The sequence below is a fragment of the Selenobaculum gibii genome, assembly GCF_030273445.1.
Lineage (GTDB): Bacteria > Bacillota > Negativicutes > ICN-92133 > ICN-92133 > Selenobaculum > Selenobaculum gibii.
In genome coordinates, this window is record NZ_CP120678.1 from 1,665,801 (window position 1) to 1,691,725 (window position 25,925).

General features: G+C 31.1%; 29 protein-coding genes. 2 read left to right on the forward strand and 27 right to left on the reverse strand.

The genetic code is table 11. The features are described from left to right. Nucleotides 1-752: 752 nt before the first annotated feature. The 3 genes from P3F81_RS07935 to P3F81_RS07945 are packed head-to-tail and all read right to left on the reverse strand — an operon-like array spanning nt 753 to nt 7,229. Entirely contained in the window at nt 753-2,147 is a 1,395-nt protein-coding gene (locus P3F81_RS07935) for a protein kinase family protein (protein ID WP_147669834.1), read from the reverse strand. Between the two features lie 18 nt (nt 2,148-2,165). Further along, a complete protein-coding gene (locus P3F81_RS07940) occupies nt 2,166-3,647 on the reverse strand; it encodes a phospholipase D-like domain-containing protein (RefSeq protein ID WP_147669833.1) in 1,482 nt (493 codons plus the stop codon). Then, nucleotides 3,648-7,229 (reverse strand): AAA domain-containing protein, encoded by a 3,582-nt coding sequence (locus P3F81_RS07945; RefSeq protein WP_147669832.1) that lies wholly within the window; start codon nt 7,227-7,229, stop codon nt 3,648-3,650. 938 nt (nt 7,230-8,167) lie between these two features. Here P3F81_RS07945 and P3F81_RS07950 point away from each other — a divergent pair. Beyond that, the gene (locus P3F81_RS07950; RefSeq protein ID WP_147669831.1) at nt 8,168-8,701 is read left to right on the forward strand and encodes a hypothetical protein; all 534 of its coding nucleotides are present in this window, start codon (nt 8,168-8,170) and stop codon (nt 8,699-8,701) included. Nucleotides 8,702-9,114: 413 nt separating this feature from the next. Here the strand turns inward: P3F81_RS07950 and P3F81_RS07955 are convergent, their stop codons facing one another. From P3F81_RS07955 to P3F81_RS07995, 9 genes are all read right to left on the reverse strand, one after another. Continuing rightward, a complete protein-coding gene (locus P3F81_RS07955) occupies nt 9,115-9,309 on the reverse strand; it encodes a hypothetical protein (RefSeq protein ID WP_147669830.1) in 195 nt (64 codons plus the stop codon). A 176-nt stretch (nt 9,310-9,485) separates the two neighbouring features. Then, nucleotides 9,486-10,379: a sigma-70 family RNA polymerase sigma factor gene (locus P3F81_RS07960; protein WP_147669829.1), complete on the reverse strand. Its 894-nt coding sequence runs from the start codon at nt 10,377-10,379 to the stop codon at nt 9,486-9,488. A gap of 5 nt (nt 10,380-10,384) precedes the next feature. Next, nucleotides 10,385-11,680, reverse strand: coding sequence for a type IV secretion system protein (locus P3F81_RS07965; RefSeq protein WP_147669828.1), 1,296 nt, complete (start codon nt 11,678-11,680; stop codon nt 10,385-10,387). A 2-nt stretch (nt 11,681-11,682) separates the two neighbouring features. After that, entirely contained in the window at nt 11,683-11,871 is a 189-nt protein-coding gene (locus tag P3F81_RS07970; protein WP_147669827.1) for a hypothetical protein, read from the reverse strand. Further along, nucleotides 11,868-12,227, reverse strand: a complete 360-nt coding sequence (locus P3F81_RS07975; protein WP_147669826.1) for a hypothetical protein — start codon at nt 12,225-12,227, stop codon at nt 11,868-11,870. Before P3F81_RS07975 ends, P3F81_RS07970 begins: the two co-directional genes overlap by 4 nt. A 5-nt stretch (nt 12,228-12,232) precedes the next feature. Then, entirely contained in the window at nt 12,233-12,988 is a 756-nt protein-coding gene (locus P3F81_RS07980; RefSeq protein WP_147669825.1) for a hypothetical protein, read from the reverse strand. Between the two features lie 448 nt (nt 12,989-13,436). Continuing rightward, nucleotides 13,437-14,669, reverse strand: a complete 1,233-nt coding sequence (locus P3F81_RS07985) for a tyrosine-type recombinase/integrase (RefSeq protein WP_309320270.1) — start codon at nt 14,667-14,669, stop codon at nt 13,437-13,439. A 55-nt stretch (nt 14,670-14,724) separates the two neighbouring features. Then, complete coding sequence (locus tag P3F81_RS07990) at nt 14,725-15,498, reverse strand: helix-turn-helix domain-containing protein (protein ID WP_147669823.1); 774 nt, start codon at nt 15,496-15,498, stop codon at nt 14,725-14,727. Between the two features lie 94 nt (nt 15,499-15,592). Next, nucleotides 15,593-15,988 carry a helix-turn-helix domain-containing protein gene (locus P3F81_RS07995; protein ID WP_309320273.1) on the reverse strand — a complete coding sequence of 132 codons (396 nt, stop codon included), beginning with the start codon at nt 15,986-15,988 and terminating at the stop codon, nt 15,593-15,595. An 89-nt stretch (nt 15,989-16,077) separates the two neighbouring features. Between P3F81_RS07995 and P3F81_RS08000 the strand changes: the two genes are divergently transcribed. Continuing rightward, a complete protein-coding gene (locus P3F81_RS08000) occupies nt 16,078-16,671 on the forward strand; it encodes a helix-turn-helix domain-containing protein (RefSeq protein ID WP_147669822.1) in 594 nt (197 codons plus the stop codon). A gap of 378 nt (nt 16,672-17,049) precedes the next feature. Here the strand turns inward: P3F81_RS08000 and P3F81_RS08005 are convergent, their stop codons facing one another. The 15 genes from P3F81_RS08005 to P3F81_RS08075 all read right to left on the reverse strand — a co-directional run bounded on the left by P3F81_RS08005 (nt 17,050) and on the right by P3F81_RS08075 (nt 25,824). Next, entirely contained in the window at nt 17,050-17,250 is a 201-nt protein-coding gene (locus P3F81_RS08005) for a DUF3791 domain-containing protein (RefSeq protein WP_147669821.1), read from the reverse strand. Nucleotides 17,251-17,252: 2 nt separating this feature from the next. Continuing rightward, the gene (locus P3F81_RS08010) at nt 17,253-17,492 is read right to left on the reverse strand and encodes a hypothetical protein (protein WP_147669820.1); all 240 of its coding nucleotides are present in this window, start codon (nt 17,490-17,492) and stop codon (nt 17,253-17,255) included. Between the two features lies 1 nt (nt 17,493). After that, nucleotides 17,494-17,982: a DUF3990 domain-containing protein gene (locus P3F81_RS08015; RefSeq protein ID WP_147669819.1), complete on the reverse strand. Its 489-nt coding sequence runs from the start codon at nt 17,980-17,982 to the stop codon at nt 17,494-17,496. Nucleotides 17,983-18,067: 85 nt separating this feature from the next. Next, complete coding sequence (locus P3F81_RS08020; RefSeq protein ID WP_147669818.1) at nt 18,068-18,688, reverse strand: ERF family protein; 621 nt, start codon at nt 18,686-18,688, stop codon at nt 18,068-18,070. A gap of 225 nt (nt 18,689-18,913) precedes the next feature. Further along, nucleotides 18,914-19,222 carry a hypothetical protein gene (locus P3F81_RS08025; protein ID WP_147669817.1) on the reverse strand — a complete coding sequence of 103 codons (309 nt, stop codon included), beginning with the start codon at nt 19,220-19,222 and terminating at the stop codon, nt 18,914-18,916. 32 nt (nt 19,223-19,254) lie between these two features. Next, on the reverse strand, nt 19,255-19,527 hold the full coding sequence (locus tag P3F81_RS08030; RefSeq protein WP_147669816.1) for a hypothetical protein: 273 nt from the start codon (nt 19,525-19,527) through the stop codon (nt 19,255-19,257). 13 nt (nt 19,528-19,540) lie between these two features. Continuing rightward, nucleotides 19,541-20,683, reverse strand: coding sequence for a DUF932 domain-containing protein (locus P3F81_RS08035; protein ID WP_147669815.1), 1,143 nt, complete (start codon nt 20,681-20,683; stop codon nt 19,541-19,543). Nucleotides 20,684-20,780: 97 nt separating this feature from the next. Next, nucleotides 20,781-21,548, reverse strand: a complete 768-nt coding sequence (locus P3F81_RS08040; RefSeq protein ID WP_147669814.1) for a Fic family protein — start codon at nt 21,546-21,548, stop codon at nt 20,781-20,783. 173 nt (nt 21,549-21,721) lie between these two features. After that, nucleotides 21,722-21,925, reverse strand: coding sequence for a hypothetical protein (locus tag P3F81_RS08045; protein WP_147669813.1), 204 nt, complete (start codon nt 21,923-21,925; stop codon nt 21,722-21,724). A gap of 148 nt (nt 21,926-22,073) precedes the next feature. Continuing rightward, a complete protein-coding gene (locus P3F81_RS08050) occupies nt 22,074-22,274 on the reverse strand; it encodes a hypothetical protein (RefSeq protein WP_147669812.1) in 201 nt (66 codons plus the stop codon). A gap of 26 nt (nt 22,275-22,300) precedes the next feature. Further along, complete coding sequence (locus tag P3F81_RS08055) at nt 22,301-22,984, reverse strand: hypothetical protein (protein ID WP_147669811.1); 684 nt, start codon at nt 22,982-22,984, stop codon at nt 22,301-22,303. A 45-nt stretch (nt 22,985-23,029) separates the two neighbouring features. After that, nucleotides 23,030-23,272, reverse strand: coding sequence for a helix-turn-helix domain-containing protein (locus P3F81_RS08060; protein WP_147669810.1), 243 nt, complete (start codon nt 23,270-23,272; stop codon nt 23,030-23,032). 163 nt (nt 23,273-23,435) lie between these two features. Then, the gene (gene radC / locus P3F81_RS08065; RefSeq protein WP_147669809.1) at nt 23,436-24,047 is read right to left on the reverse strand and encodes a RadC family protein; all 612 of its coding nucleotides are present in this window, start codon (nt 24,045-24,047) and stop codon (nt 23,436-23,438) included. Between the two features lie 181 nt (nt 24,048-24,228). Next, a complete protein-coding gene (locus P3F81_RS08070; protein ID WP_491524962.1) occupies nt 24,229-24,855 on the reverse strand; it encodes a KwaA family protein in 627 nt (208 codons plus the stop codon). After that, the gene (locus tag P3F81_RS08075) at nt 24,856-25,824 is read right to left on the reverse strand and encodes a Kiwa anti-phage protein KwaB-like domain-containing protein (RefSeq protein WP_147669807.1); all 969 of its coding nucleotides are present in this window, start codon (nt 25,822-25,824) and stop codon (nt 24,856-24,858) included. Nucleotides 25,825-25,925: the final 101 nt, after the last annotated feature.

The following is a 25,925-nucleotide window of genomic DNA, read 5'->3' on the forward strand; positions in this document are numbered from 1 at the left end:
AATTTTTAGAAAATCTTTGTTAAAAATAATTGCAAATGCAAAAGTAGAAAGAAAGAAATTTCACGGTGTCCGTCATAATTATTCAATACCAAGCCATAATGAAACAATTGTAAATGCTATAAAATATCTATATGAAAATCGAAATGGTATCAACAACACTTTATTTAAAAGCATTGTCGATACCATTTCGTTACCGTGATATACGGCTCATATTGTTACCAACCTTCCGACTGGTTATATTCACTGGTGCGCCTGGCACGATTCGAACGTGCGACACACGGCTTAGAAGTTTTTCAGCTATGATTTTATTGAAACTAATAGACCTTAATATAGCAAAACTACGTTAGTTTAAATAGTTTTCTTCCATATAATAGTGTTCTATCCATTTCATATTATCTTGTATTGGTGGACACAATCTGATATCCGTCCTTAAAGTTCCAACCAATTTTGTAACCTATCCATCCTTTATTTTAGCACCATCTTCGCTTTCTCTTCCGCATGACGAAATTGTGCATTTGCAAGTTTCAAAGGTGAAACCGTCTCTATTCGTTACCAGACGGTTCTGCGTATCGGGTATAACAACGAAACAAGGCCGTTAAAACCGTAGCAGTTCATCCCCTCTTTGAATTTCAAACTCTATTTTCTCCGCTATTCAAAATAGAGACACGTAAAAATAGTCCATTTTGTCACGATAATATCGCTAAAAAGAGTATCTCTGACTTTATTATTTTACACTTAATAGGTTTCATGTATCAACCTAAAGTTTCTACCACTCTATCAACGTTTGGGCGTTCATTAGGATTTTCCGACAACATTTCTAAAAATATATATTTAATATCATCATTAATACTACAATCATCAATTACGTCAATGTAATTATTTGATTTATTAACTAGTCTTCCATTTAATATAAACAAGCACGTCTGAGCCAAAGCATAAATATCCGCTTTGGCCCAATCAACATTAATTCCAACATTAGCGGCAATTACTTCAGGAGCAAAATACATATTACTCTTTTCGTTTAATATTTTCTTTTCAAGATTATTAAATACCGTATATAAAGCATACTCCGAAGTATCCTTCGTGCAATCAAAACGAGCTAACAAAGCCTTATATTTATCCTTTACCTTAAATATATAGAAAGCATCCGGACAAATATTTCTATGATAAAAGGGTGGTTCATACTCATGCATCGACATAATTCCACGACATATCCCTTTTATGATATCGATTTTTTCTTTTAGCGATAAATTTTTAAGTAATTCAAAATTTATTTTTAAAGGCCTTCCAGGTAATGAATATACTTGATATTTATAATCACCATTACTACTACAAATATTTTCAGTCGTACGTATTATATTGGATGGATCTTCAAAATTCTCGTCCCATAGCTTATTAACGGTTTCAATATCCCTTTTCTGGCTTAACGATATATTTTCAACATCAGAAGAAAATATATTATATAAAACTCTTCCATTCTTCTCATTTACAAATACTTTTTTTCCAGCTTCAAGATACAATCCCATATTTTCACATACTTTTTTAGGAACAGCTATATAGTCTCTAACAGGAATCATAGTGCTATCAAATTTGTGTTTTGCAGAATAATATATAGTCAAGAAATCATGAAATGAAACTAACATTTTCATACAATTTTCTTTATTGGGAATAAATTGATCTTTGATTTTCTTGTTAACATGTGAACTCTTACTTCCAAAATCATAAATATACTTTATAAATATTTTAATTGCTCTCCTATTATCTCTGTCATTTTTATTTCTATACTGATATTTTAATAACATAGGCTCAAAATCATTCACCCTATGTTTACATAATCCTATTATAATATTTTTGTAATTAATAATAGAAGCTGGTGTCGTAATTTCTGTTATGATTTCCTCCTCAATATCTTCATCTGTCTTTTCTGCATATTCCAATAACTGCTTTCTTCTTTTGCATTCTTCAAAGATTGCAAAATATTCATATGCCACACGCATTTTATGTGAAAAATCTATGTAATTAATTTTAAATACTTTCTCTGCTTCAAAAAATTTATTGAATAGCTCTATATCCTTTGTTACATGATAAACAAATGTAAAATTTCCCTTACCTATTATTTCTCCATTCTCTAATTTAATATATACCATTTAAATCACCCACCTCTTTTACAATTCAATATTTAATCTTTGTGAGTGAGACAGATTTTTTTTCATCTCCGCTATACATTGCGCAGATTCCGTATAATAACCTGTTTCCTGTCGAAATCCTCTTTGAGGATCCCCTTTGAATGAAAGCCAATTAAAGCTTGTAATTACCATAAATTCACTATCCATTATAAGCACTTTCTCGTGAGTATTATTTAATGCAATAAGTTCAAGGTTTTTACCATATTTCCTACTTTTTATATCATTAAGCTTATCAATAATCCATCTATCAGAATCTTCTTTCTTACTAATTCCATAGCCAATAATAACTCTCGTATTTCTTTTAGTAGCTTGATCAATTAAATCTAATACTTCATTATCAAGCCCCCCAGATTTAATCCAAGGGGAAATAATAAGCACTGAACTTTTAGCCTCTTTCAAGGCTTGAATAAGTAAGGGTCTATGGTCATAAGTAAATAAAATTCTATCGGCACCTTTACGCTCATTCTCCATTTCTTTAATTTTCTTTTCTAAAAAACGAATCTGTTGCGTTGCTGTTTCTTCATCTTCTTCAAAACCATCTTCTGTCTGCTCTTTAATAATAGTTAACTGCGTCTGCAATTGTGTGATTTGCTTTTCAAATTCTTTAGACTTCTGAGTAAATTCTTTAGCCCCTTGAATTACCTCATTGGGCAATAAATTAAGTAATGGACAATCCTCAATTTCATCAAAATTATTCTTTCTATCAAACTCAAATATTCTAGTATCATTATTGTACATATGTAATAGAATATTTTCATATTCCTGGCATCGTGTATGTTTATCAAATATCCTTAACTCAATGTCTTCTGTCCTTTTATTCATATATACTAAGACCGAGACCTTGTTGTATTCTACATAAACTTTTTCCATTTCAGGTATTGAAATTAAATCGCCTTCTAATTTATCTTTTGCAAAAACATTATCATTTTTAAATCTATTGATAGCTATCTTGACATTTTCAAAAGATAAATCGGTAAGTTCAGGTCTTTCTATATTGGGAATTATAGAAACTAAATCAAAATCTTTAATTTCTTTTTTTCTATATTTTCTCTTTGAGTCAAGATATACTTTTCCTGTAAACCCATCCATATATACTTTATATTCAACATCTTCCGGTATAATAAGAGCCGCCTCTTTTAATGCCTCTTTCCCTTTGTCATTCATCTTAACTTTTGAATTAAATATATCTACTGTTACAAGTTCTGTAGCCTGTAAATCTGCAATAGCAGAATGCACAGTACTCTTATTTACTCCTAAAAATTTACTAATAATGTCAATACTTTCCATGTCTTCATTTACGAATTTTAAAATAAATTCTTGTAATACAGATAAATTCTTTTTTTTCTGCATAGTGAGAATAAGTTCCATGCAAAATTGAGGAATCGCAGCTTCATAATATTTTACTATCTGAGCATTTGGAATTGCATGTGCATTCTTCTTTGCAAGTTCTTCTATTATCATTTACTTCACCTCTTCTACGAGACAATCTTCTCTATTCGAATATATATATTGCATAATTCCAACGAATGGATTATCTTGTCCATCTAATATAATCTTTCTCGTAACTGCCTGGTGATTACCAACAACTATTAAAAGCTCTCTAGCCCTTGAAAATGCGACATTCAAGCGTCTTGCATCTTTTAAAAAGCCTAAATTACCTTCTTCATTACTTCTTACCACACTATAAAATACAATATCCGTTTCTCTACCTTGGAATGCATCAACTGTATTAATTTCTATAGTAATATTATTAAATCTTGCTGAATACTTACTTTCGTAAATACTTGTAAGTAGATCTCTTTGTGCTCTATATCCGGCAATAATAGCTACTTCCTTTTTTAGCTTTAACTCTTCTAATTCATCATTAATAAGCAATAAATATTCAAAAATTACTGCAGCCTCACATCTATTCCTGTAAGTATAATATTGTCCAGATCTAATAATTTCTTCTTTATTATCGTTTCTACATGCTGTCGAAAGCCAAACTAATGAATTATTATCAAAAACCTTTAATGGAATTGATTTTTTATCTTTTGATGTCCTTGAAATAAGTTTTCCATCATAAAACATCTGACTAATGAGTTCTCCAATAATAGGATTCATTCTGTACTGCTCATCAAGAATACTCTTACACTTATCATTTAAATGTTCTTCTAAATACTCAAATAGACTTGTCTCCAAATCTTTTTTTGTAATATTATAATTGTTACCCTGTGGTTGTTTTATAAGATTTTCGTCTATAACTGGTGGAAGTTGCTTATGATCACCGACTAATACTATCTTCTTACCAAGAGCTATTGGTACTAGAATTTCAGGCGGTGTTGCCTTACCTGCTTCGTCGACAATAACCCAATCAAATTTCAAATCAACAGTAGCACCTAAACCTGCAATTCCAAGGCATGTCGCTCCAACAACTGTTGCATCTGCCACACTTTCCTGTAATAATCCATCTCCCTGCTCAACACGAGTAATCCACGCTTTGCATAATCCTTCTATTTTTGAAAACTGATTATACTTAATCTGATTTTCTTTTAATGAATTTTTTATAGTTACCTTTAGATTATCGTATTCTTCTCCTGATGATACACATAAAAAATCTTTCCAACACTCAATATCTTTTTCTTTTGATTCAATATCCACATTAATTTTCTCATATTTACGTTCAAATTCATCTTTCTGCTCTGAAAGATGAATAGATTCTTCTAAAACTTCTTCTAGTCTATTATTTAAAGCCATAATATCCTCTGTAAAAGTATCTACAATATTTGCAAGCTCTTCTCCTAAAATACAATTTGCTTTAATATGAACTAATTTTTTCATGGAAATTATCTTTTCATTGATAAATTTCCATTTATCATTTAATATATCAATTTTATTTTTTTCTTCTTCAATAACAGAAAGTTCCTCAGTTAGTTGTTCAATAGATTTAGATAATTGTTCGATTTCCAGAATTATATTGTTTTTTTCTTGTAAGGATTCATCAATACCTATTTCAGCTTTATAGCTTTCCACTGCTTCCTGACATTTTGCAATAACAGACGCTGTCCACTCTTGACAAAAAGCATCCAATGTATAATTAATAACACTTTCGGAGAATTTTTCCTTAATGCCAATACGAATCATTTTAATTTCAGACATTAATTCTTTAATTTTAGTAAGAGAATGATCTACCGCTACATGTGACTGTGAAGCTATAAGAATCTGATTCTGAGGATTTCTTTTTAAAATCTGATATACTAATTCACTAATAAATGTTGTTTTACCCGTACCAGGAGGGCCTTGCAACAAAAATAAATCATCAGCTGATAGTGCCATCTCCAAACTTAATAACTTAGATTTGTCTATAAAAGATGATTTACAATCTTTAGCACTAATTAATTCATTTTCTCTGGAAGTCGCTTTCTCTGGATTAAAAATAATATCACTAATTGTAGGATTAACAATCTCTTTAAATCTTACATTTTTCAAAGCCCTTGTTTGTCTATTTAATGCACTTTCAAACATTTTATTACTTATCGAAATCTCACCTGAATCAGCCACATTTTCTATATTAATATTTCTAGCCAAGTCAATAATCATCTTTGAATTTTTACATTCACGCATAAAACCTACCTCGTACACTTTGAAAATGCTGTTTCGCATAGTCATTGTAAGCATATTATCAGGTGAAAATTCTATTTCAAGTACATCTTTTTCAAGTTCAACCTCTATCGAATTCTCTTTTTCGTTAATAGTAAAACTCCTATAACGAATAGTACATTTTTCTTTTTCCATCTTGTTTCTTTGAAGTTTAAGAATTTCGCTCCATTTACTTGCAATATCCTTTACATGTAAATTATCAGCTTTAATCTGATTTTTCACTTTTTCATATTCCATAATTTCTTCAATAAGTTTATTTATATCTATTTCTCCTGTTGATACAATTCTATTACCTGAAGCAGATATTTTCACTTTGTATGGAACTTCATATGCATTTTCTTTTCTATCCATTAATTCAGCACCATTCAAAAATCTAATACTGATGATAGTAAAACGCTTGCTATTTCTATTATCAATTTTACAAATACAAATATACTGTTTTCCCATAAGATCATAAGATATTTCATTCATATCTGATCGCTTTGTCCTAATATAATGCTTTCCTGATAAGTCCTTTTCAATAGCCGCAGCTGCTAAAGGAAGTTCATCTTTATCTATATAGCCATACTGAAATAAAAGAGTAGAAGCTTTTTTAGTTAACCCTAAGCTAAGAAATTTATCCTGACTAAGTTGAGACTTAGTATATACTATATCACGCTTAATTTCTGATATTTTGGCATATCTTAAATTAGTTTCTTTATTAAGCATCTTAGAAATAATATCTTTTATTTCTTCTGGCAAGTCGCTAATATCTAAATTATCTTTATCTTTTATCTTTTCCCCTTTAAAAATTTCATAGAAAATAAGGCCAAGTGAATAAATATCACTTTGACCTGTTATTGTTTTCCCCTCTGCTTGCTCTGGTGAACGATATTGGGGTGTAGAATAATTACAAACAGTATAATCACTATAGAATGTATCTATGAATTTACTAATACCAAAATCAATAATTTTAACAACATTATCTTGGTTGAACATTATATTCGATGGCTTTAAATCTCTGTGTACAATATCTTTCTTATGTAAGTATTCTACTGCTCCAAGAACCTGCTCCATTAGCTCAAGCTTTGGATAATAATCATTAATACATAAATCTTCAAAAGCTTCTTCAAAATTCTTACCGTTAACATATTCCAAAACAATATAGAATTTTTCAAGAGCGTCATCAAATCCTTTATCGATGATTTCAACAATGTTAGTGTGTTGTACTTTTTCTAGAGATTCTACTTCGCGCTGAAATATTTTTTCTTGAAGGTCGTCATTCTTTCCACAAGAACATTTATCAAACAACTTAACGACAATAGGTGTACCATATTGATCTTCACATAAATACAGTGTAGACATATTTCCACCAGGGATTTTTCGTATAATACGATATTGGTCATCTACCCATTTGCTAGCCATGTCCATTTCTCCTTTAGTACTTAAAATAATTTAAGTTATAATAATTGTAGGGACGATTCTTTTGAAATAAATAAAAAATTTTAAAAATATATCCAAATTAGCGCACCAACGGTGCAAAAGTGAATATATTACATTGCCAAAAATAGCAAAGCTGACAGAGCTAACTCAAAGTATAATCGCTAAAACAAAACTATGTAGAATCTCCCCTTCGATTTTTTCTCCACATTTTTCTTTGATTATTAGCTCAAATTCTCGTATTCTATCTAATCATCCGTACTAAGCACAATAAATCTTGTAGCGACGTATATATGCCATTCTGTCATTATTCAACTTGATATGTCTGTTGCTGGCCCAATTTTACCTATTATAAGCTACAAATTTTTTCAATTTCCATTCTTCTAATGACTATAACATCTAAATTTGCTATAAAACAACAAAAATCCTGCCAAAATAACAAAAATTTGACAGCTATTCTAATTTTTATTGCCATTACCAATGATATGTTTCACCTAGATTAGTTTTATAAACGCTGTAAACAAATAAAAGGTCTATTAATGAAACCACTCATTGCCTCCCTAGACCCAAAAAAGGTTCTAGCAAAATGCTAGAACCCTTGATTTCATACGGTGCGCCTAGGGCGATCCCAAAGCTCGACACACGGTTTAGAATTTTTTCAGCTATACTCTTATTAGTTATAATAGGTTTTAATATAGCAAGAATGCACTAATTAAATAGTTTTATTCATCTCATGCTATGGGTTATTAGTGGGCAAAAAATGCTCATAGTACTAGAAAACAGATTTTTCCTATTCTTTTCACTTTTAGGGTAAGCCTACGTACCGTACTCCCCTGCTCATATATTGGTAAATATCCCCTGTAGTTTACAGAATAATTAAGTTATACTGTCACTTATAATGTATAAATCTGGAGGTAAGTATCATGACATATAACCCTAAACAAAATTCTGAGCTACAGGATATTAGAAATAAAATAAAAAATCTTAATGAAAAGCTTAGCCAACTTGAAGCAAAGTATGACAATGAAGAAAAACTTAATGAAGAAAATGAGAAAAGTAAGAAAGAGTTAAAAAAGCATCCATTTTTAGCTACTATGATTCCTCTTAATCTTATAGTTATTATATATGGTGTGTATTGTACGATATTAATCATTGCTCATGATTGTATGAAAGCATGGAACTTTGAGCCAAACACAATTGAATTTATTGGCACAGGTGCTAGCCTTATAGTTCCAATAGCGCTTTTACTAGGTTTGCAGAGATTTTTGAAACATCAGCAGTTAATTCAATATGAACCTTATTTTAAATTTGGGAATAGTATTTTGACTATTTTAGCATCAATTATTTCACTCTACCTTCCAGAATCGATTGTATTTTCGAGCAAGGGAGTTTTTGGAGTTGTGTACATTGCGTCATTAGTAAATTGTGCTATCAGTTACTATGGTTCGAAAAAGTAGGTTTTCTCTTTATTGACCCCACGCTTAACGGAGGCTGCTGAAAAATTCCTTTGTTTTAAATAAATGTATAATCGCATAGAAAAAGACCGTTAGAACGCATTCATTGCGCTTCAACGATCTTTCTTTTTAATTGCACTTTGGAGAATACAGACTTTTTTAGCAGCCTTCGCTTAACTGTATAAAATCAAGTCATATTCTCATGATGCGTTGACTGGTCAATTACCAACGCATCACACTTATAGCATTTACCTTAAAAGAGTTACTAACCTAACCTCATTCAACCGAAAACGTTCTCTTAATTAAGGTACTTTTAATATTATAAACTTGTCTTATAAGTCTTGTAAATAGGATAATATCCTCTTCAACGAGTCTCAAACGAATCGTAAAATTGTTTGAGCTTATTATTATTCTACTCAATACAAGCCGTATGGTGTTATATGTAACCACTCATTTCTTGAATTAATACGAAAATCAACACGAATATAGTTCCACTTCTGGAGAACAGCTATAAATTCAATCGTACTATCATTCACTCTTAGAAATTCAGTTTTAAAATTATTAAATATCTTCTTCTCTTCTTCATTTAACCTGTTATAGCCTTTAATCATGGGTAACACTCCTAGTTATGCTCCCGTGGGAACGTTTTTTGATGGCTATAGCTCACGTTAGGAGCGGAGTGAAGTCAAGTGATCATGGAATAGCGGAGCGTAGTGAGCATATGCCGTGAAAGCACTTGACGTAATGAGCACCGACAGTATAATTTTCATCACAAAAAACATTATTTCTAGTGCTTTTTTAAATCGTAAAATTGTTTGAGCTTATTAAGGGCTGTTTTTTCTAGATTGTCAAGAATACATAAATTGAATCTTGATATACCAATTCTCTTACCAATTGCAGTCCTGGTATAATCCGCATTGCAACCAATGCCAAACTTCATACAAATGACAATACGTTCTTCTTTAGATAGAATCTTTAATGCTTCTGGGAGTTTATCTATTTTCTTTTGCTGTTCTATTTTAGTTTCATTTTCTAATATTAACTCTTCAGGTGTTGGATCCCAAGATGCAAATAAAACTGTCTTAGTTCCAGCTTCATCAGCTTTTATTAGTCCATCTATATCAATAATTGACTCAGACATATTAGCAGCCGAAACAGTCTTGCTCATAAATTTTAGAGTGCAGTTTAATTCTATTGCTAATTCATTAATCTTAGGTGCTCGTCCTAAGATTTTTTCTAATTTGTTTCTCGCTGCATTATATTCCATAATTCGCCGAGTCATATATGGTCCGCAAATCGCTGAATAATTGTCTGTTATGTATTGATATATATGTTTTCTTATATTAGGAACAGCATATGTACTAAACCGACATTTTTTCTCTAAAGAAAAGCGTTCTATAGCATCATGTAATCCTTTATAACCTTCTTGAATTAAATCTTCTAATTGGATTAAGCATGATGACCTATATATATAATTTTTTGCAGTAGAATTGTATATTCTTTTCGCTACCATAATAACTAAAGCTCTATTACATATAAATAGTTTGGATCTTGCTGAATCGTCTTTATTCGTACACCATCTATGGAGCAAGTCGTATTCTTCTTCTTTATTTAGAGTACGATATAAAGGTTCTATTAATATCTGCTCTTTTTCATCTTCAAGATTAAAAAATCCTTTCAAAATTTTCACTCCTTTTTAGTAGGTGGGAGAAATCTTTCTGAATTAAAATTTTGGGTATCCTGGCTTGATGTGAAATTAGGTTTTCCATTTCTTCCTTCGTTTATTTTTTTATCATCACTCTTAATAAAACTTGATGGTTTTTCGGAGATTGAATGGTTGTCACCACTAAGATTATTATACTTTTCCGCTGAACCTACTCCCATGAAATTGCTTTTTACTTGACTATTAGAATCATCTGTAGGAGAACTAAAACCTCCACCACTTGAAGTATTATCTGATGCAGTAAAGCCACCTGTATCTTGCATTGTACTTCCACTGTCATTGGCGCCTGCAGTTGCAATTCTTAAGCCATTTGAAGCACCTCTTACTGTATTTGCCAAACCTCTTGCCGTACTTGAAGCAGCTTGAGAGATTTTAGTTGTTGCAAAACTTGCAGCCATCCCAGCCCCTAAAGCTGATCCTGCTGTCAATGATGGTGCTCCTCCCATAAATCCAGCAGCCATATTAGGAGCTTTCCATGCTAATAAGGCAACTGAAAATACCCCACTAATTAATCGTAAACAATCAACATTTGTTGGATTTTCAGGGCATGTCCACGTTTGCATTAATGGTAATGCTGCAGAAATAATAAATGTTAAAAACATCATTTTCACACCAAATGCAAAAGCCATTCCAATAGCCCTTGTAGCAATAAAAGACGTATATTGAAATGATGCAAAAGGTATTAATATTGGTAATAATGCAGCTGAAATTTTAAATTCTAATAAAGTCATGAATATTTGCCATGCGATAATATAAAAGCCAATAATTAAAACAATACTACTTCCAAAGAAAAATAAATTAGGAAATAATTTTGCTATGGTTAATTCTCCATTTAAGGTTGCAGCAATTATTTTAATTGTACTCCCAATAAAACTTCCATCTGGATTTTGGGCAGCTGTAAATGAATATACATTTTCACTTAAGTTATATCCAATCTCAATTATTTTTGATGGATTTGTTAACTCATCAATTGTAATCCCTCCACCTGCTGCCACGGATCCAGCCATAATTAAACTTTCCATTATGGCATTCATTAAAGTTGAGTAAGATTCTAGGAAAAAGGCGAACGTGCCATACTTTAATATTTTTGTTATTAAAAACGTATGTATTTCTACTTGTTCTAATTGTAATAATAGCGAAAAGAAAAAATCTAACGTAACAATAAGAATAAGTAAACTTTGAGCATGAGGCATAAGCAAAATTACCCCATTGTCACATATAGTTTGAAAATTAGCTAGTAAGCTAGTAAGCAAGCCCATTTTTATTTTCCTCCTATTTTGCCTATGCCAGCACCTTGATCATATTTTTCCCCCTCAACATGCTGTCTTTTTTCTACTGGAGTTTGTTTTTTATCTTCGTTATTAGCACTACTACCACAGCCGGCAATAAAGCTCATAGTGAAAATTAAAACTACTGAAAAAGCTACAATTTTTAAACTTCTAACTTTCATGATTTTCCTCCTAAAACGCGAATTATGCCTATCATATTTCCTAAAAGTAAAACGCCCCAAGCAACTAATAATAAAAGTCTAGTATTAGTAAAAATTTTTTGTTTGGGATTATATTGATAAGCACACCAAATCAAACACGGAAAAATGATAAGTAAAACAAAACTTAATATTTTGCTTGCAGTGGGGAATAAATTAATAGGAATCATTGGAACACCCCAAATAAATATTGAATAAATAATAAGGCTGCTTACTAGCTCTTTTTTATGAATTACACGACCCGTTTTGACTTCCATAATAAATAAAGCGATAAAAAAAACTACAAGTACGACTGTAAGAAAAACTTGTATATTTTGCACCCATTTCACATCCCTTTAATTTCTTTTTTTCGATACTTTTCTAAGTCTTCTTCCTGTATTTTCCCTACTGGTTTTGAGGTATATTTTTGATTAAGACTTTGTTGGCTTCTATCAAATTTTATAAAATTTGTTATATCATCTTTAAAAATATACACGTCAAATTTTTCATTATATTTGCTTAAATCATGAATTTTATGGGCTAAATTTTTATCCCGAACAAAATAGTTTACTTTTTTAACCGAATCATTAAAAATATATTGATTCAATATTTTTTTGAGCCTATCTCTATTCTTTTCGCTTATTTCAACTTCAATTGCTTGATCGCGAATAAGTAAATCTGGAATTCTCATCTTCCTTTCATTCAGATCACAATAACCTAAATCTCTTCTTGTTTCTCTGTCAGTTTCGATTTCGCCATCATCTTCTAAATTTTTCAAAAGGCTAAAATATAAATCAATAACGAGCATGTCATGCTCCAAGAAACAACGTTTCACATTTGTTGTTTTACAATTTAAATATTCAGCTCCATTTTCAGCAATTGTTATAATCGCTGGTTCATTTATTTGCAGTTTTGTTCTCATTAAATATTTTGCTTCTACCAAACGTTTCAAAACTCTATTTTGAATGATTTGATAACTTTTTTTATCAATAGGCATGTCCAATAACTGAATTAAATGTTTCTCATTACACCAACCAAACCGACCAATAAAATCTAAAACTTTGAAATCTCTTGGTACTAATAAAATTCTTTTCTCTTTCATGCTATACACTCCATTTTCAATTTTTTCGTTCCCCGTTCTAGGGAGGGTTGTAAGGGAGGGTTGTAAGGGAGGGTTGTAAGGGAGGGAACGGACCTTACGGAGGTAGTTTGAAGGAGGAAATCCTTCAAGGTCTTCATCTCTCTTTTCTTAATTTTTATCTTACTTTTTCTATTTTGTTTTTATTTACAAAACTAATTTATTGCTAATTTCTAAGCCAGTCGCCCCGCCATTTTTCTATGATTCTCTATTTTTCCAGACCTCACCCTAACATAAAGTATGTTGTTGGGGTGAGGTCTGGAAAAATAGAGAACGTAGCCGACAGGCGGAGAATAGAAGAATGGCGGGGCGACTGGCTGGCGTATGCATAGAAAAACCGTTGAACCCAAACTAGATTTTTCTATGCTTTTTTTATGACTTTTCAACAGATTATTGTTCAAAAACACCAGTTTTATTGTTGTATTTCGCCAATTTCACATTCTTTTTCATTACTTTTTTTTACATGAAAATTAATCGTTTTTTCAAGTGATTTTATAGCTTCTCCCTGTAAATTGGGCAGTAAATGAGAGTACGTATTTAAAGTCATTGCAACGGTTGCGTGACCCATTCTTTCTTGCACGATTTTTGGATTCACACCCGACATCAATAATTGAGACGCGTGCGTATGACGAAGGTCATGCGCCCTAAAACTTTCACTAATTCCTACCTTTTTTAAAAGAGGTTTAAAAATTCTTCTTGTGAAGTTACTTGGATGTAGTACATTACCAAAAATATTAGTAATTACTAAATCATTTTCATGATATTTATCTCCTAACTTTTCTTTATGAGCATTTTGCCAAGCTCTATATATTTTTAATGCTCTAATGGTAGATTCCATCAATGAAATTTGTCGCCTTGATTTTGCAGTTTTAGTATCTTGAAAATTTAAACTTGGCTTACTCGTATTGATTGTCCTTTTCACATAGATCAATCCATTTTCCAAATCGACGCAATCCCATTTCAATCCTATTAGCTCACCAAACCTCATCCCAGTTTCTAATGCTAAAACAATAAATATAAATGGTACTTGTCCATACTCTAATTTAAAATTTTTTGAGACTCGAATTAATTCATTCGACTGCTCAAAAGTTAAAATGTTAATTTCACTTTTTACATTTTTAAGTGCAACAGTCCCTTCCACTACATTCTTTTTAACGACACCATCTTTTTGTGCTTGATCAAGTGCTGCACGCAGATATTTTCTTGTAGCGTTTATCGTACTTGTTGAAATTCCAATTTCACCTTTACCGCCTTTTTCCAGAAGTTCATTTAGAACATGTTGTACCTGTACCCCTGTTAATTTTCGTATTTGCATATTACCAAGGCTGGGCTTGATATAACATCTTAGACATGACTCATATTTAGCAAATGTTTTTTCTCTAACTTTATTTTTCGCATAATTATCAAGCCAAAACTTTAGCCACTCCCAAAGAGTAATTTTTTCAAAATTGGGTAAAAGTCCATTTTCCACTTCTTTTTTCCATTGTTTACCTCTAGAAACTGCTTCACGTGCGGTTAGTGCTGAAAAACTTTTTCGCTTTGTTTTTCCTGTTTTAGGATCAAGATAGGAAAACCGTGCTTCGTAATTATTTCTTTTGGGGTTAAAAGATACTGTTCCCTCACCATGAAATCGTTTATTTGCCAAAATATCATCTACTTCCATTACTTTAAAATTGATTTAAATTCATTTCAAATCACTTCTATTGCATTTTATTTAATCTACCCAGACTGTTATTGTACTTTTTAAATTTATCTTGCCAGAATGAATTTTGAAAACTCGCATCACTTAAAACCGTATCATCGTCCAATTGTTGGTTTACCTGAATTCTCTTTTCTTTCATTTTTTCTCTTTCGCGTTTTTCAGTTTCATTAAATTGCCTATTTTTTCTAATAGAAGAAACAACCCATCCACTTAAATTACATATGCCAGATTTATTTGCTTCTGCATATTCAATGTTTTCTAGAATTTGTGTTGCATCATAATCTGAACAAAGTTCCTGTATGGTATTTTTTTCTATCTTATATTTTTCCAACAACATAATAATTTCTCTGTTGTTGTTGTTGTTGTTGTTATTAATATCTGTATTAGTACAATCATTATTATTATGTATTGGATTATCCGTCGCCGGATAATCGGTCTTCGGATAGTCCGGCGACGGTTTTTCCGTTTCTGGTGCAGTTTCAAAGATCACGTAATCATACCCAGCATATTTACCTTTTTCATTTCTTGCTTTAGTTCGAATTATATATCCGTTCTCTTCCAAGTTTCTCAATGCTGTTCGAATCGAATCACGTTTGTCATTTGACGATCGATTAACTAAATCTTCTACTCTGACTATCCAATTATCAGGCTTTGACATTAAATAAGCCCATACTCCTTTTGCTTTCCACGTCAGTCTGTTATCTTCAAGTGTTTTTTTATAAAGCTGAACAAAAGGATTTTCTTTATTTTTCTTTACGGTTACTTTTGACATAAAATTTATCACCTCTTAATTCTCTGTCAAATGACTTTTTTTCTAGTACGTGATATAATTTGTACAACAAATGTTTTACAATTGATTTACAAATTTAAATATTCCGTGAAGTCAAAAGTTCTTCAACGAACCAAGCTGGAATAAATGGCTTTCTTCCTATTTTGACAGCTTTAATTTCGCCGGTCTTGATTTTTGCATAAACTGTACTTTTAGATATTTTGTTGTTAAGTACTTCCCTGCGAAATTCGTCTACATCATAAAGCTTTTTTGTTGGTGTTGGCATTAGCTCTTCTTCCTTTGTAATTGTAAAAAGTTGTTCAGCTGGGACTTCAAAATATTTCGCAAGTTTTTGTGCTAATACCCATGATGGATCGTTTTGACACGTTATTAGAGAGCTAATCATTTGCCTACTAACACCTACTGATTTTGCTAGATCAGTAAAGGTTAAATTACGTTTTAAAATTTCTCGTTCAAAAAATTCACGTTTCATCTTTTTACCTCCTATTCTCTACCGCAACCACAGGTTGCTATTTATATTATTATATTACCGCAACCTACAGTTGCGGTCAAGGAGTTTTTATGTTTAATAAAGATATTTTTGTTAAAATTCTAAATCAATTAATGTCCGATAATAAAATTAGTAAACAAGAATTATCAAATATTGTAGGAGTTAGCCGCCAAGCGATTAGCAAAGTGGCAAACGGCATAAACCTTCCAACAATGGACAATTTAGTTATAATAGCTAATTATTTTGCAATTTCTTTAGATTATTTAGCCGGGCGTAACGATGATCCACAACATGAATACTATCTACAGAAAGCCGAAGAAGAGTTGTTAAAAGATGCACCAGAAGGTTTTGAAGATCACTACAAGTGCTATAAAGCAAGGTTTGACAACAAAACAGATTTGCAAATGATTATTAAATATCGTGAATTGAAAAAAGAATGGAATGAAGAAGGCATTATTAAATCCATTCAACGATACAATGATGTACGGAAACAGCTTCATCGACAACAACAAATTAATGATTTTTTAGAAAACCCAATAGATCAATTATTGGCTCCTAAAAAACCTGCTTTTCTAAATCAATATGCTGACCCAGAAATTCTGGGAAAAGTCGCATATAAAATGGCTAAAGAATATCAAACAAAAAAAGATAGCCAATCAGATTAATTCTGATTGGCTATCTTTCTTTATTGGTGGACAATTGGTGGACAAACAACAAAAAAGGCCTTAGCAAACTGCTAAGACCCTTGATTTCAAATGGTGCGCCTGGGGCGATTCGAACGCTCGACACACGGCTTAGAAGAGAGCTTTATATTTTTTTCTAAACTCTTCATGCATTTCACAAACTTCTCAAGCCCTTATAAATCAAGCTTTTCGGAATTTATCATTAAATAAACAAACACTACAATCCGTTAATATTTTTCATTATTTTTTATTAAAACCACATATTTTGTATCATTTTATCATTAATAAGCAGTTTATAAGCAGTGGATTTATCATTGAGCATATATAAAAAAATTACAATCGAAGTTGATAATTACAGCTTTAGATTCTCTCTTCAATCAAACTATCTATATCATTTACAATATAATTTGCACCTGTAGTATGCAAAGCATCATAACAGGCATAAAGATATTGGGATATATTGTATTTGCTAAATATATCTATGACCTCTTTTCCCGATATTCCTTTTTGACTCTTATATTCTTCTATACAATAAATTAAAAAAGGTAATTCTTTACTCATGCCTACCCCTCCTCTGGAAAAGTAATCTGTCCTGTTCTTTTTTCTTCATCATACATATGGTATAAAGTAAGCGGACTAAAATGCCAAAGTTTTGTACCTTCATCTTCCAGTAAACTATACAATTCAGATTGATATAGCTGATTTGTTGCTTCTATTTCATCAATATTTTCTTTATCGGAAATTATATAGATTAATTTTGGTAAAATTAATGTTAGTATCGCTTTAAAATGTTTATCTGACATTTTATTCTTCCCCCTTAATCGCCCCTTCAAAAGATAAATATTTAAGTGCTGTCTCTGTTGTAAATACAACTTGATCATATAATTTTTTTATTTTCAAATTATCTAAAGTTTGTTGTTTCGTTAATAGTCCCTCTGTATATAATGCAAAAGTTCGATAAACATCATCATCTGCGACTGCCCCTACGATAACATCGTATAGTTTATCGTTATATTCACCAGCTCGATTCATAGATACAAAATCAAGCCAGGCTTCATTTGCAAAATCAAATTTTAATATTTTTAAATGCTCAAATGCTTTTTCTTCATCAAAATTATATACATTAACTACAGGATTGCCAGTTTTTCGCCGTTTAATCACTTTATTAGCAAAACTGATTGCCTGATTTTTATTTGTTGTCGTATAAAATCCAAAACCAAAATCTAAAAATCTATTTTGTATAATCAATCTAGGTTGTTCAACAATCATATTAGAACCATGATAAAGTTTCATAACAAACATCCTTCTAATTTCAAAATAAAAATACTTGTAGTAATTATATCATATTAAAGGCAGCCTCATCTAGGCTGCCTTTAATTTATGCAACATTACTTCCATTATTTAATTTTTGACATTTCATACAAAGTGGTACCCCATGCTTACTTAGCGAATATTTATAAACCTTCTCCGTCAACTCATCTTTACATTTTTTGCAGAGATATTCATTAGCTACAACATTATTCGTTGTGGCTTTATTTTTTGCCGATTTCCCCTTATTTTCTTCATGTATTACATTAGATTCATCCGTACCACTATCTGCTTCTGGATCATCGCCGGTAGCAATGGCAAAGCTCATCATATACGCATATTTAATTCCTGCTGTTTGGGCTTTCATTATTGCTTTATCCCCTGAATCTTGACCACTGCCAAGTCCTATAAAGCTAACAGTTTCCCCACTATCCCCATCTACCAGCATTACGTCTACTTTTACTGTGACTAAATGCTCAATACTTCCTTTTGCCGTTGTTACTTCATCCATTCTCAGTAATTCAGTTAATACTATGGAACATAAATTATGTTTTACTAAGGCTTGGTTTATTTTTTCTAACACATCAGCACTTGTTGCATACGAATAATTATGAAAACTATTTCTTCCTTTCTTTTCTATATAGGACACTTCTTTCATGATTTCTACCAGTTTTTTTGCAATCTTTTGCATAATAAGACCACCTCTACTTACAAAGCTTACATTCATCACATTTTCTATGGAAATAATGTTCATCATCTACATAATAAAGGCAGGTAATCGGATTAAATATTGCTGTGCAGGTTGTTCCTTCATATTCAGCAATATATTTATTTCCGTCTACCTGCCTAATTAATGTTGCTACTGCAAAATCTCTTTTACTATGGATAAAGGCTCATACTTTTTTATTTTCTTTCCTTAGCCTGCTTTCCTTTCTTGTGTCGGCAACTGATAGGATTGGCTTGAATTTAGCAAGATTTCCTCCAAATAGCTAAATTCCATCGCAATGCTGCCAACATATTCTGTATCTATTTTTTCAATATCCGTATGGGATAGCATTATGTAAATGCTATCTGCTATTTCTTTTATTTGAGCGTAGCTTAATGTAAGTAACACTTCGGTATTACGACTTTTATTATTTAGCATAATACCGATAGATTGCTTGTTTTGTATAAGTTTTGCCTTTATTTCGCTATAGGTCATAACTGCATTGATAGTGCAACACATAATAATTCACTCCTATTTTGTTATTGTTCATCTTAGGCAATAGAATGATCGCCAAATTTATATTGACGTTTATATTTTTCAAATTCGCTTATTTCAAAAGTCCCATGACACCAATCTAAACAAGTACGTAAATCCTTAAATTCTTCAACAAAACATTCACCTTCGGTATTGTCAATACCAACAAACATTCCTTGATAACGGTAGTAAAAACACTGTCGAGGAACGAATCTTCTTTGGCACCATCTTTGCATTAGTTTTTGTGCTTTATGGTGGCTGATTCTCATTACATCCATCATATCTGCCATTATGCCAGCCTCCTTATCTTGCAATAGAAATTACATTTTTATTTTGTATCGGTGTTACATTTTTCATGGAAGGATTTATATCATTACTCGTCCTAGGATACGCTGATGCGACTAATTGATTCTTTATTGGTAATGCAAGTAGTTCTCCGCCTAGTCTTTCTAGCTCTGTAGCACGGTTGTAATCTTCTATATCTTGGCTAGACCTTGTGATTGCATTGATTAGCCCAAATTTTGAATTATCTCCTGCCATAATAAAGTGCCTTAAAATTCCGCCTCGTTCATTTTGATTGAGTACATATTTATCTGCTAACAGTTCTACTGTTTTAATAGGATCATCACCTGTAGATTGTTGTTTTGTTTGACGAAGTTTATCTACAGATAACATAAATTTCGCTTCATCTACAGCACATCTTACGGTATCTTGCACTTTCATAAAGAAAGCTTTATCATCAGCTTCTAATGTTTCATCACGATAGATTTCATAAGCGGATTCTTCACTTTCGACCTGTTTACCGACATGGTATCGCTTTTGGGCATAATCTTTAACAATTAAACCATTTTTACAAACTAAACGGTAAATTAATGGTTCTACTTTTAAACTGCCTAACCCGACTTCACTATTTGAGATAACAATTCCAGCTTGTACTATGTCATTTACATCAACTTCTGCTTTTAGCTTTTTATTAATGACTTTGATATACATGTGAGTATCAGTAATATCTGCGGAAACTATCTCTGCCCCTTTCATTTCTTTAATAATTGGCAGAACTGCTTCGGCTAATTCTAGGTTATCTAATCTACGGTAACGGTCGGATAGAAAGGCTCTAATATTCGTATCTAAGGTACGGAGCATTCTGCGTTCACCGTTTTTGCTAAACCAGCTATTGATATTTTCATCTAATAGCGATGGATATTCGAGTCGCATTTTCTGATAATACTTCAATGGAATCTGTAATCGGCTGGCAATTTGCTGATGGGTGAGGTCATTGACATTAAAGATTTGATTTGTATTTCCTAGGTCTACATCTAATTGGCTTTGTCCGTGTTCATTTGTTGTAATCATAAGACTACGAGTATCGGCAATAAAATCTTTTCTTGCCATACGTTGACGTTCTAATTCTTTGCATAATTCGATTAATGTTTTTCCTTGTTTCATGATAAATTCCTCATTTCTTTATTTTTACCTACTTATAAATAGGCAGAAAAATAGCAAGTGTACATCTATTCGCACACTTGCCATTGATTATATTTATTCAATTTTCCTGCGTTGTCATTTCACTCAATACATCTCTAATAATTATCAGCATAAACTCAATAAACACCGTAGAATCTGCATCACGATCTGCTTTACCTAATGCTTCATAATATTCTGCTTGTCTTTCTTTTACCAATGTTTCTATGGGAATCCAAGCAAATACTTCTTTCCATTGGCTCAAAAGCAACGTATGCCACATTCTCCCCATTCGTCCATTCCCATCAGCAAATGGATGAATAAACTCAAATTCATAGTGAAAAACACAACTTTTAATGAGTGGATGCACTTTAGATTCTTTATACCATTCAATAAGCTCCTGCATTAATTCCAGAACTCTATTTGCCGGCGGAGCTACATGTACGACTTTATCACCATTAAAAATACCTACACCACCACTTCTAAATCTCCCATTCTCTTTAACCAAGTCAAGCATAAGAATTTTATGTGCTTTTAACATATCTTCTATAGAAAGTGGCTCAAAGTCTAATAATATTTCATATGCTTCATAAGCGTTTTTTACTTCCCTAATCTCTTGTGGTGCTCCTAATATTCGTTTACCATTTAATATTGCTGTCACTTGATCTAGCGATAGTGAATTATTTTCAATCGCCAAGGAAGCTTGAATTGTTTTTATTCTATTTGCACGACGAAGTTTAGGATTTGTTGATAGATGATTTGATACATTTATGTGACCAATAAACTCACTAATCTCTGAGAGCATTTGTATCATATCATCAGTAATAGAAAATGGCGGTTTATATCCCATAAGTGTAATAACACTCTCCCTCTGATATTTTTCTATTCATTTATTATATCACACTTTTTAAACTTAATTTACAGCCTTATGTAATTTTATTCCATAACATTTATAAATAATCATAAAAATAGCGGATAAGCCTTTTCGCCTATTCGCTATCCTTCATATAAGAATTTAAATTTTTACTTACTCGTATTAAAATAATTTGCAAACCAAACACTATCCCAATGACTTGCTACCATCCATAAACAAATTAATGTTATCCCTATGCGTACAGGTTTAGGAAATTTTGACCCTGCCCACATTAAAATAATACCTACTGGCGGTATCATAATAAGCATTAATATAACAAACCACGTTGAATAGTACCACTTTTTCTTTTCCATAAATTCTCTCCTCTTTCTCTAACCAACAATTGCGTTTACAATCGACATTCCTATGTGATAAATAATATACATAACAATGAAAAATATCCACATCAAACAGCCTGGTTTTTTTCCCATATCTTTCACTCCAATCTAATAGAAACAATGCTTAAAATATTTTATTAATTATAATGAGTAAAATTAAAGGAACTCCAATTACGATTAACTTCCCAAATTGACCACAATATTCGCCTTTCCATAATAACTCTATATTTTTTGTATATGGTCCATCCACATTGCCTGAAAGCCCTTTATAAATTGTTTTGCCACTAAAAAACAGTACAAGTATCATTAAAATTCCTTTTATCATATTTGCCACCTTACATTTTCATCAATTTAATGTTTTTCAAAACTTTTATCTTTTTCATTTCTTACACCAAAGGCCATCGCATTAGCAGATTTTGAATAATACAAATAATAGATTTTATCGCCCCGTTTTACTTCTCTATCAATCTTTTTTAAATCCTCCCGACTAGATGTACCCCCAAGCTCATGGAATAAATTAAATGCATTCATTCCATCGCTATCTTTTAGCTCTGGGCTAATCGTATAAATAAATTGTACTCTAACCGCATTCAATATTTGCGAATCATTATTATAAGCTATTCGCTTTTCCATAGAATCTGACATCATCGCTGATCTGTCTGGTTCGTTGTATAAAAGAGTAGCATATCTAATGTTTCCATTTTTTTTATTAATTGTACAGCTTAAGAATAGATGGTCACTAAATCTATGTCCTGTGACATTTTGAACCTCACCTTCGTCTATTTTTAAATCTGGCATGACAATAGGTAAATTAGTTTCTTTGCTTAAAATATTAAATTGCTCTTGAAATTGTTTTGGCGTAAATCCGATAGAATAAGCTGTCTTACTTTCTCCTCCAGATGCCATAATTCCAACGACAAAGAATAATAAAATAATTCCCAAACACCCAAACGATCCTTTTTTCCATTTAGAAAGTTTTTTCTTTTCAGTTTCTACTTTTAAGTCACTTGTATTTTTGCTACTTTTACCAAACATATTGATCATTTCCTTTCATCATCTCAATTTTTAATACTAAATTCATTAGTTAGATAAATCTTTAAACTTAAATAACACCTCAATATTTATTCCTAAAGCATCAGCAATTGCAATAAGTACAGGTAATGAAACAGCATTTTTTACTAATCCACGTTCAATTTGCGACAAATAACAACTACTAATATTCACCTGTTCCGCTAACTGTGTTTGAGTTAATCTTCTGTATCTCCGATAGTAGCAAATATTTAAACCAATTTGACGCATTTGCTCTTGATATGCTAATTTCATTGTAAAAATTTCTCACCTCTCTTTGTTTAAATTATCTCATAATTCGTCATTTGCTCGCTTTAGAGAATAGTTATAATACTTTAACTACAGCTTATAGATTTAGACTTTTGCAATTCTTATTTTATTTGCCAATTAAAATAAGAAAGCAGCAACTAATTCTTTATCAGTTACTGCTTAGTAAATCTTGCTCTTTAAAGCTAAAATATGTATTTTTACCGATGATCACGTGGTCGAGAACTTTAATATTTATAATATCTCCTGATTTTACGACAACTTCGGTCATCCGTTTATCTTCCTCACTGGGAAACGGTTCTGAACTTGGATGATTATGTACTAATATGATATGGCTTGCCATAAGTTTTATTGCCGGGGAAAAGATTTCTCTTGGGGATGCTAAACTTGCATTGATTGTGCCTTTGGATATAAGCCTTTGACAAATAATATGATTTTTTGTGTTTAGCATAAGTATGCGAAATTCTTCTTGCTGTAAATCTTCCATATCGTGAAAATAGTCTGCAATATCTTGTGGTGATGAGATTTTTGTAATTCGCTTAGATTTTTCTTTTTGCATACGTGATAAAAGCTCTTTAATACAAGCTAATTTATGCAGCTTACTTTGTCCTAATCCTTTTGTAGTTTTTGCATCTACTGCTGATGTGTGCATGACAACACCATATAACGATTGATACTCTGCGATAAGCTGATTTACCGTAGATTCTGGTATGAAGGTACTTAACAATTCTTCATCTGATAAGCTTTCTAAATCTGATTTCATTTTAAAATCCTCCCTTAAAATAAACTTGGCACTAGCTAAATCAATAGCTAGTGCCTTTATGTATGTTCCTATGTTCCTTTGCAAGGGCTCTTCGTTATATGCGAAGGCTTGCAAGTTGTTTCATAGTTATAATATATAATCAAAAATTTATAATTTTACTATTTTATTTATATTATTTCCATTAATCATTTTTATGTTCTTTCCTCATAAAAATGATTCCATTATTCATTGTTCCTTTATAAGAAAAATTATTCTCTAATAAGACAGACTTATGAACAACAGCAATGGTTTCAAATATTTCTCCACCACTACTATCATACAAAACTACAGAAAAAATTTTATATCCTAACATATTCAAAACTGGATTCATATAAATTAAATCACATTGAATATAAATATAACCAATAATACACATTACACAAACCATTACTATAACATCTACAATATTTTCTAAAGATAAGCCTAAACATGGCAATAAATATAATGCAATATAATTCATAAAATATTCGCTACTTTTATTTTGTGCTTTACATATCGTATAAGATATATGATTTGTTTTTTCAGTCTCTTTTAAAATCCATTTCAAATATAAAAAAGATGTAATACTAATAACTAAAACAATTAGAAAAATCCAATTTTCTAATTCACTGCTAAAAATCATATGAACTACTTCTTCATACTCAATACAGTCCCTTCTATTTGGGAAAATCCTCTCAAAAAAATTCTTTATCAACATTAATAAAAACAATGGGATATACGATGAGCAAAATAACATTATTTTATGAAAATTTTTCATAAAAATCACCATCTATTTTATATTCTTTTCGACCGCTAATGCTAATAATCTTTCGTTACTTAATTCATCAATAACATAATGTCCTAATAATAAATCTAAAATTTCTTTTACTCCTCTTTTATTAGTATACGATATTTTTTTATCTTTTGTTAATGAGATTGATAGTTCTCTATTTTTTATTATTTGGGGAATATTTTTTATATATTGTGTATATTGCTGAAATTTATTTTCAACTACCAGACTTGCCAATCTAGGTAAATAAAATCCATTGCCCTTACAATCTTCAATAAATGAGTCTGCATCTTCTAATAAACCTGCTTTCTTTATACACTCGCTATTTTCTTCAATTACCTCAATAAAAACGTCTTTAAACCCAAAAATACTATTAAAACTATTTCTATTAATAATATAATAAATACCTTTATATAAGAATGCATCAACATGAGAATCAAAAGTTAAAATCTGCTCTTTTATTTCTTCAAGTTTATTTCCTGCAAAAATAAATTTTTGTGACCTTTTAAAAGCAGTATTAGGATGATAATACTTTTTAAACAATGTAACTTTTTCTTCTTTTTCTCCTTGATTAAAAAACATATCTAAAACAATAAAATCTATTTTTTCAAAATCTGTCTTTCGATCTACAAATTCAGGAGATTCCCCTGCAACAATATCTTGCAAAATTTCCTTGCCATTAATTACTTTTTCTTCATCAATCCATTGCAGTGAATCAGTTTGAGATGCAAGAAAATGAAATTTACAAACATCTTTATCTTTTAAAGAAATCAATATATTTTCTATGCTTTTTTTCATTATATCATTTATAGTTTCTTCATTTCCCGATAGAAAAAAAGCCTTATATTTATCTCTCTTCCTTTTAGTTTTTTTAAATAAAACCAGTTTATTAGATGCCTCTTCAATATTTTTTAAACAAAAATCGCATACCTCTTCTAATTTATCCTTTTCAAAAAAAATATTACCCATTTAGAACCTCCAAACATAATCTAATTTATTTTCGTATAAAAATTCAAACCATATTTTCTTGCCTAGTTAAGGGTTATTTTTACATTATCAAAAATTTATTG

What these genes read in the sequence shown, in the direction of transcription:
- P3F81_RS07940 (WP_147669833.1), bottom strand. Translation starts at nt 3,647, where the DNA reads ATGATAATAGAAGAACTTGCAAAGAAGAATGCACATGCAATTCCAAAT.
- P3F81_RS08005 (WP_147669821.1), bottom strand. Translation starts at nt 17,250, where the DNA reads ATGAGTAAAGAATTACCTTTTTTAATTTATTGTATAGAAGAATATAAG.
- P3F81_RS07965 (WP_147669828.1), bottom strand. Translation starts at nt 11,680, where the DNA reads ATGGGCTTGCTTACTAGCTTACTAGCTAATTTTCAAACTATATGTGAC.
- P3F81_RS07990 (WP_147669823.1), bottom strand. Translation starts at nt 15,498, where the DNA reads ATGTCAAAAGTAACCGTAAAGAAAAATAAAGAAAATCCTTTTGTTCAG.
- P3F81_RS08060 (WP_147669810.1), bottom strand. Translation starts at nt 23,272, where the DNA reads ATGAAATTAGCATATCAAGAGCAAATGCGTCAAATTGGTTTAAATATT.
- P3F81_RS07980 (WP_147669825.1), bottom strand. Translation starts at nt 12,988, where the DNA reads ATGAAAGAGAAAAGAATTTTATTAGTACCAAGAGATTTCAAAGTTTTA.
- P3F81_RS08010 (WP_147669820.1), bottom strand. Translation starts at nt 17,492, where the DNA reads ATGTCAGATAAACATTTTAAAGCGATACTAACATTAATTTTACCAAAA.
- P3F81_RS07995 (WP_309320273.1), bottom strand. Translation starts at nt 15,988, where the DNA reads ATGAAACGTGAATTTTTTGAACGAGAAATTTTAAAACGTAATTTAACC.
- P3F81_RS08015 (WP_147669819.1), bottom strand. Translation starts at nt 17,982, where the DNA reads ATGAAACTTTATCATGGTTCTAATATGATTGTTGAACAACCTAGATTG.
- P3F81_RS07970 (WP_147669827.1), bottom strand. Translation starts at nt 11,871, where the DNA reads ATGAAAGTTAGAAGTTTAAAAATTGTAGCTTTTTCAGTAGTTTTAATT.
- P3F81_RS07950 (WP_147669831.1), top strand. Translation starts at nt 8,168, where the DNA reads ATGACATATAACCCTAAACAAAATTCTGAGCTACAGGATATTAGAAAT.
- P3F81_RS08040 (WP_147669814.1), bottom strand. Translation starts at nt 21,548, where the DNA reads ATGGGATATAAACCGCCATTTTCTATTACTGATGATATGATACAAATG.
- P3F81_RS08020 (WP_147669818.1), bottom strand. Translation starts at nt 18,688, where the DNA reads ATGCAAAAGATTGCAAAAAAACTGGTAGAAATCATGAAAGAAGTGTCC.
- P3F81_RS08045 (WP_147669813.1), bottom strand. Translation starts at nt 21,925, where the DNA reads ATGGAAAAGAAAAAGTGGTACTATTCAACGTGGTTTGTTATATTAATG.
- radC (WP_147669809.1), bottom strand. Translation starts at nt 24,047, where the DNA reads ATGAAATCAGATTTAGAAAGCTTATCAGATGAAGAATTGTTAAGTACC.
- P3F81_RS08075 (WP_147669807.1), bottom strand. Translation starts at nt 25,824, where the DNA reads ATGGGTAATATTTTTTTTGAAAAGGATAAATTAGAAGAGGTATGCGAT.
- P3F81_RS07935 (WP_147669834.1), bottom strand. Translation starts at nt 2,147, where the DNA reads ATGGTATATATTAAATTAGAGAATGGAGAAATAATAGGTAAGGGAAAT.
- P3F81_RS08070 (WP_491524962.1), bottom strand. Translation starts at nt 24,855, where the DNA reads ATGGTGATTTTTATGAAAAATTTTCATAAAATAATGTTATTTTGCTCA.
- P3F81_RS07955 (WP_147669830.1), bottom strand. Translation starts at nt 9,309, where the DNA reads ATGATTAAAGGCTATAACAGGTTAAATGAAGAAGAGAAGAAGATATTT.
- P3F81_RS08000 (WP_147669822.1), top strand. Translation starts at nt 16,078, where the DNA reads ATGTTTAATAAAGATATTTTTGTTAAAATTCTAAATCAATTAATGTCC.
- P3F81_RS08055 (WP_147669811.1), bottom strand. Translation starts at nt 22,984, where the DNA reads ATGTTTGGTAAAAGTAGCAAAAATACAAGTGACTTAAAAGTAGAAACT.
- P3F81_RS08025 (WP_147669817.1), bottom strand. Translation starts at nt 19,222, where the DNA reads ATGTGTTGCACTATCAATGCAGTTATGACCTATAGCGAAATAAAGGCA.
- P3F81_RS08035 (WP_147669815.1), bottom strand. Translation starts at nt 20,683, where the DNA reads ATGAAACAAGGAAAAACATTAATCGAATTATGCAAAGAATTAGAACGT.
- P3F81_RS08050 (WP_147669812.1), bottom strand. Translation starts at nt 22,274, where the DNA reads ATGATAAAAGGAATTTTAATGATACTTGTACTGTTTTTTAGTGGCAAA.
- P3F81_RS08030 (WP_147669816.1), bottom strand. Translation starts at nt 19,527, where the DNA reads ATGGCAGATATGATGGATGTAATGAGAATCAGCCACCATAAAGCACAA.
- P3F81_RS07945 (WP_147669832.1), bottom strand. Translation starts at nt 7,229, where the DNA reads ATGGCTAGCAAATGGGTAGATGACCAATATCGTATTATACGAAAAATC.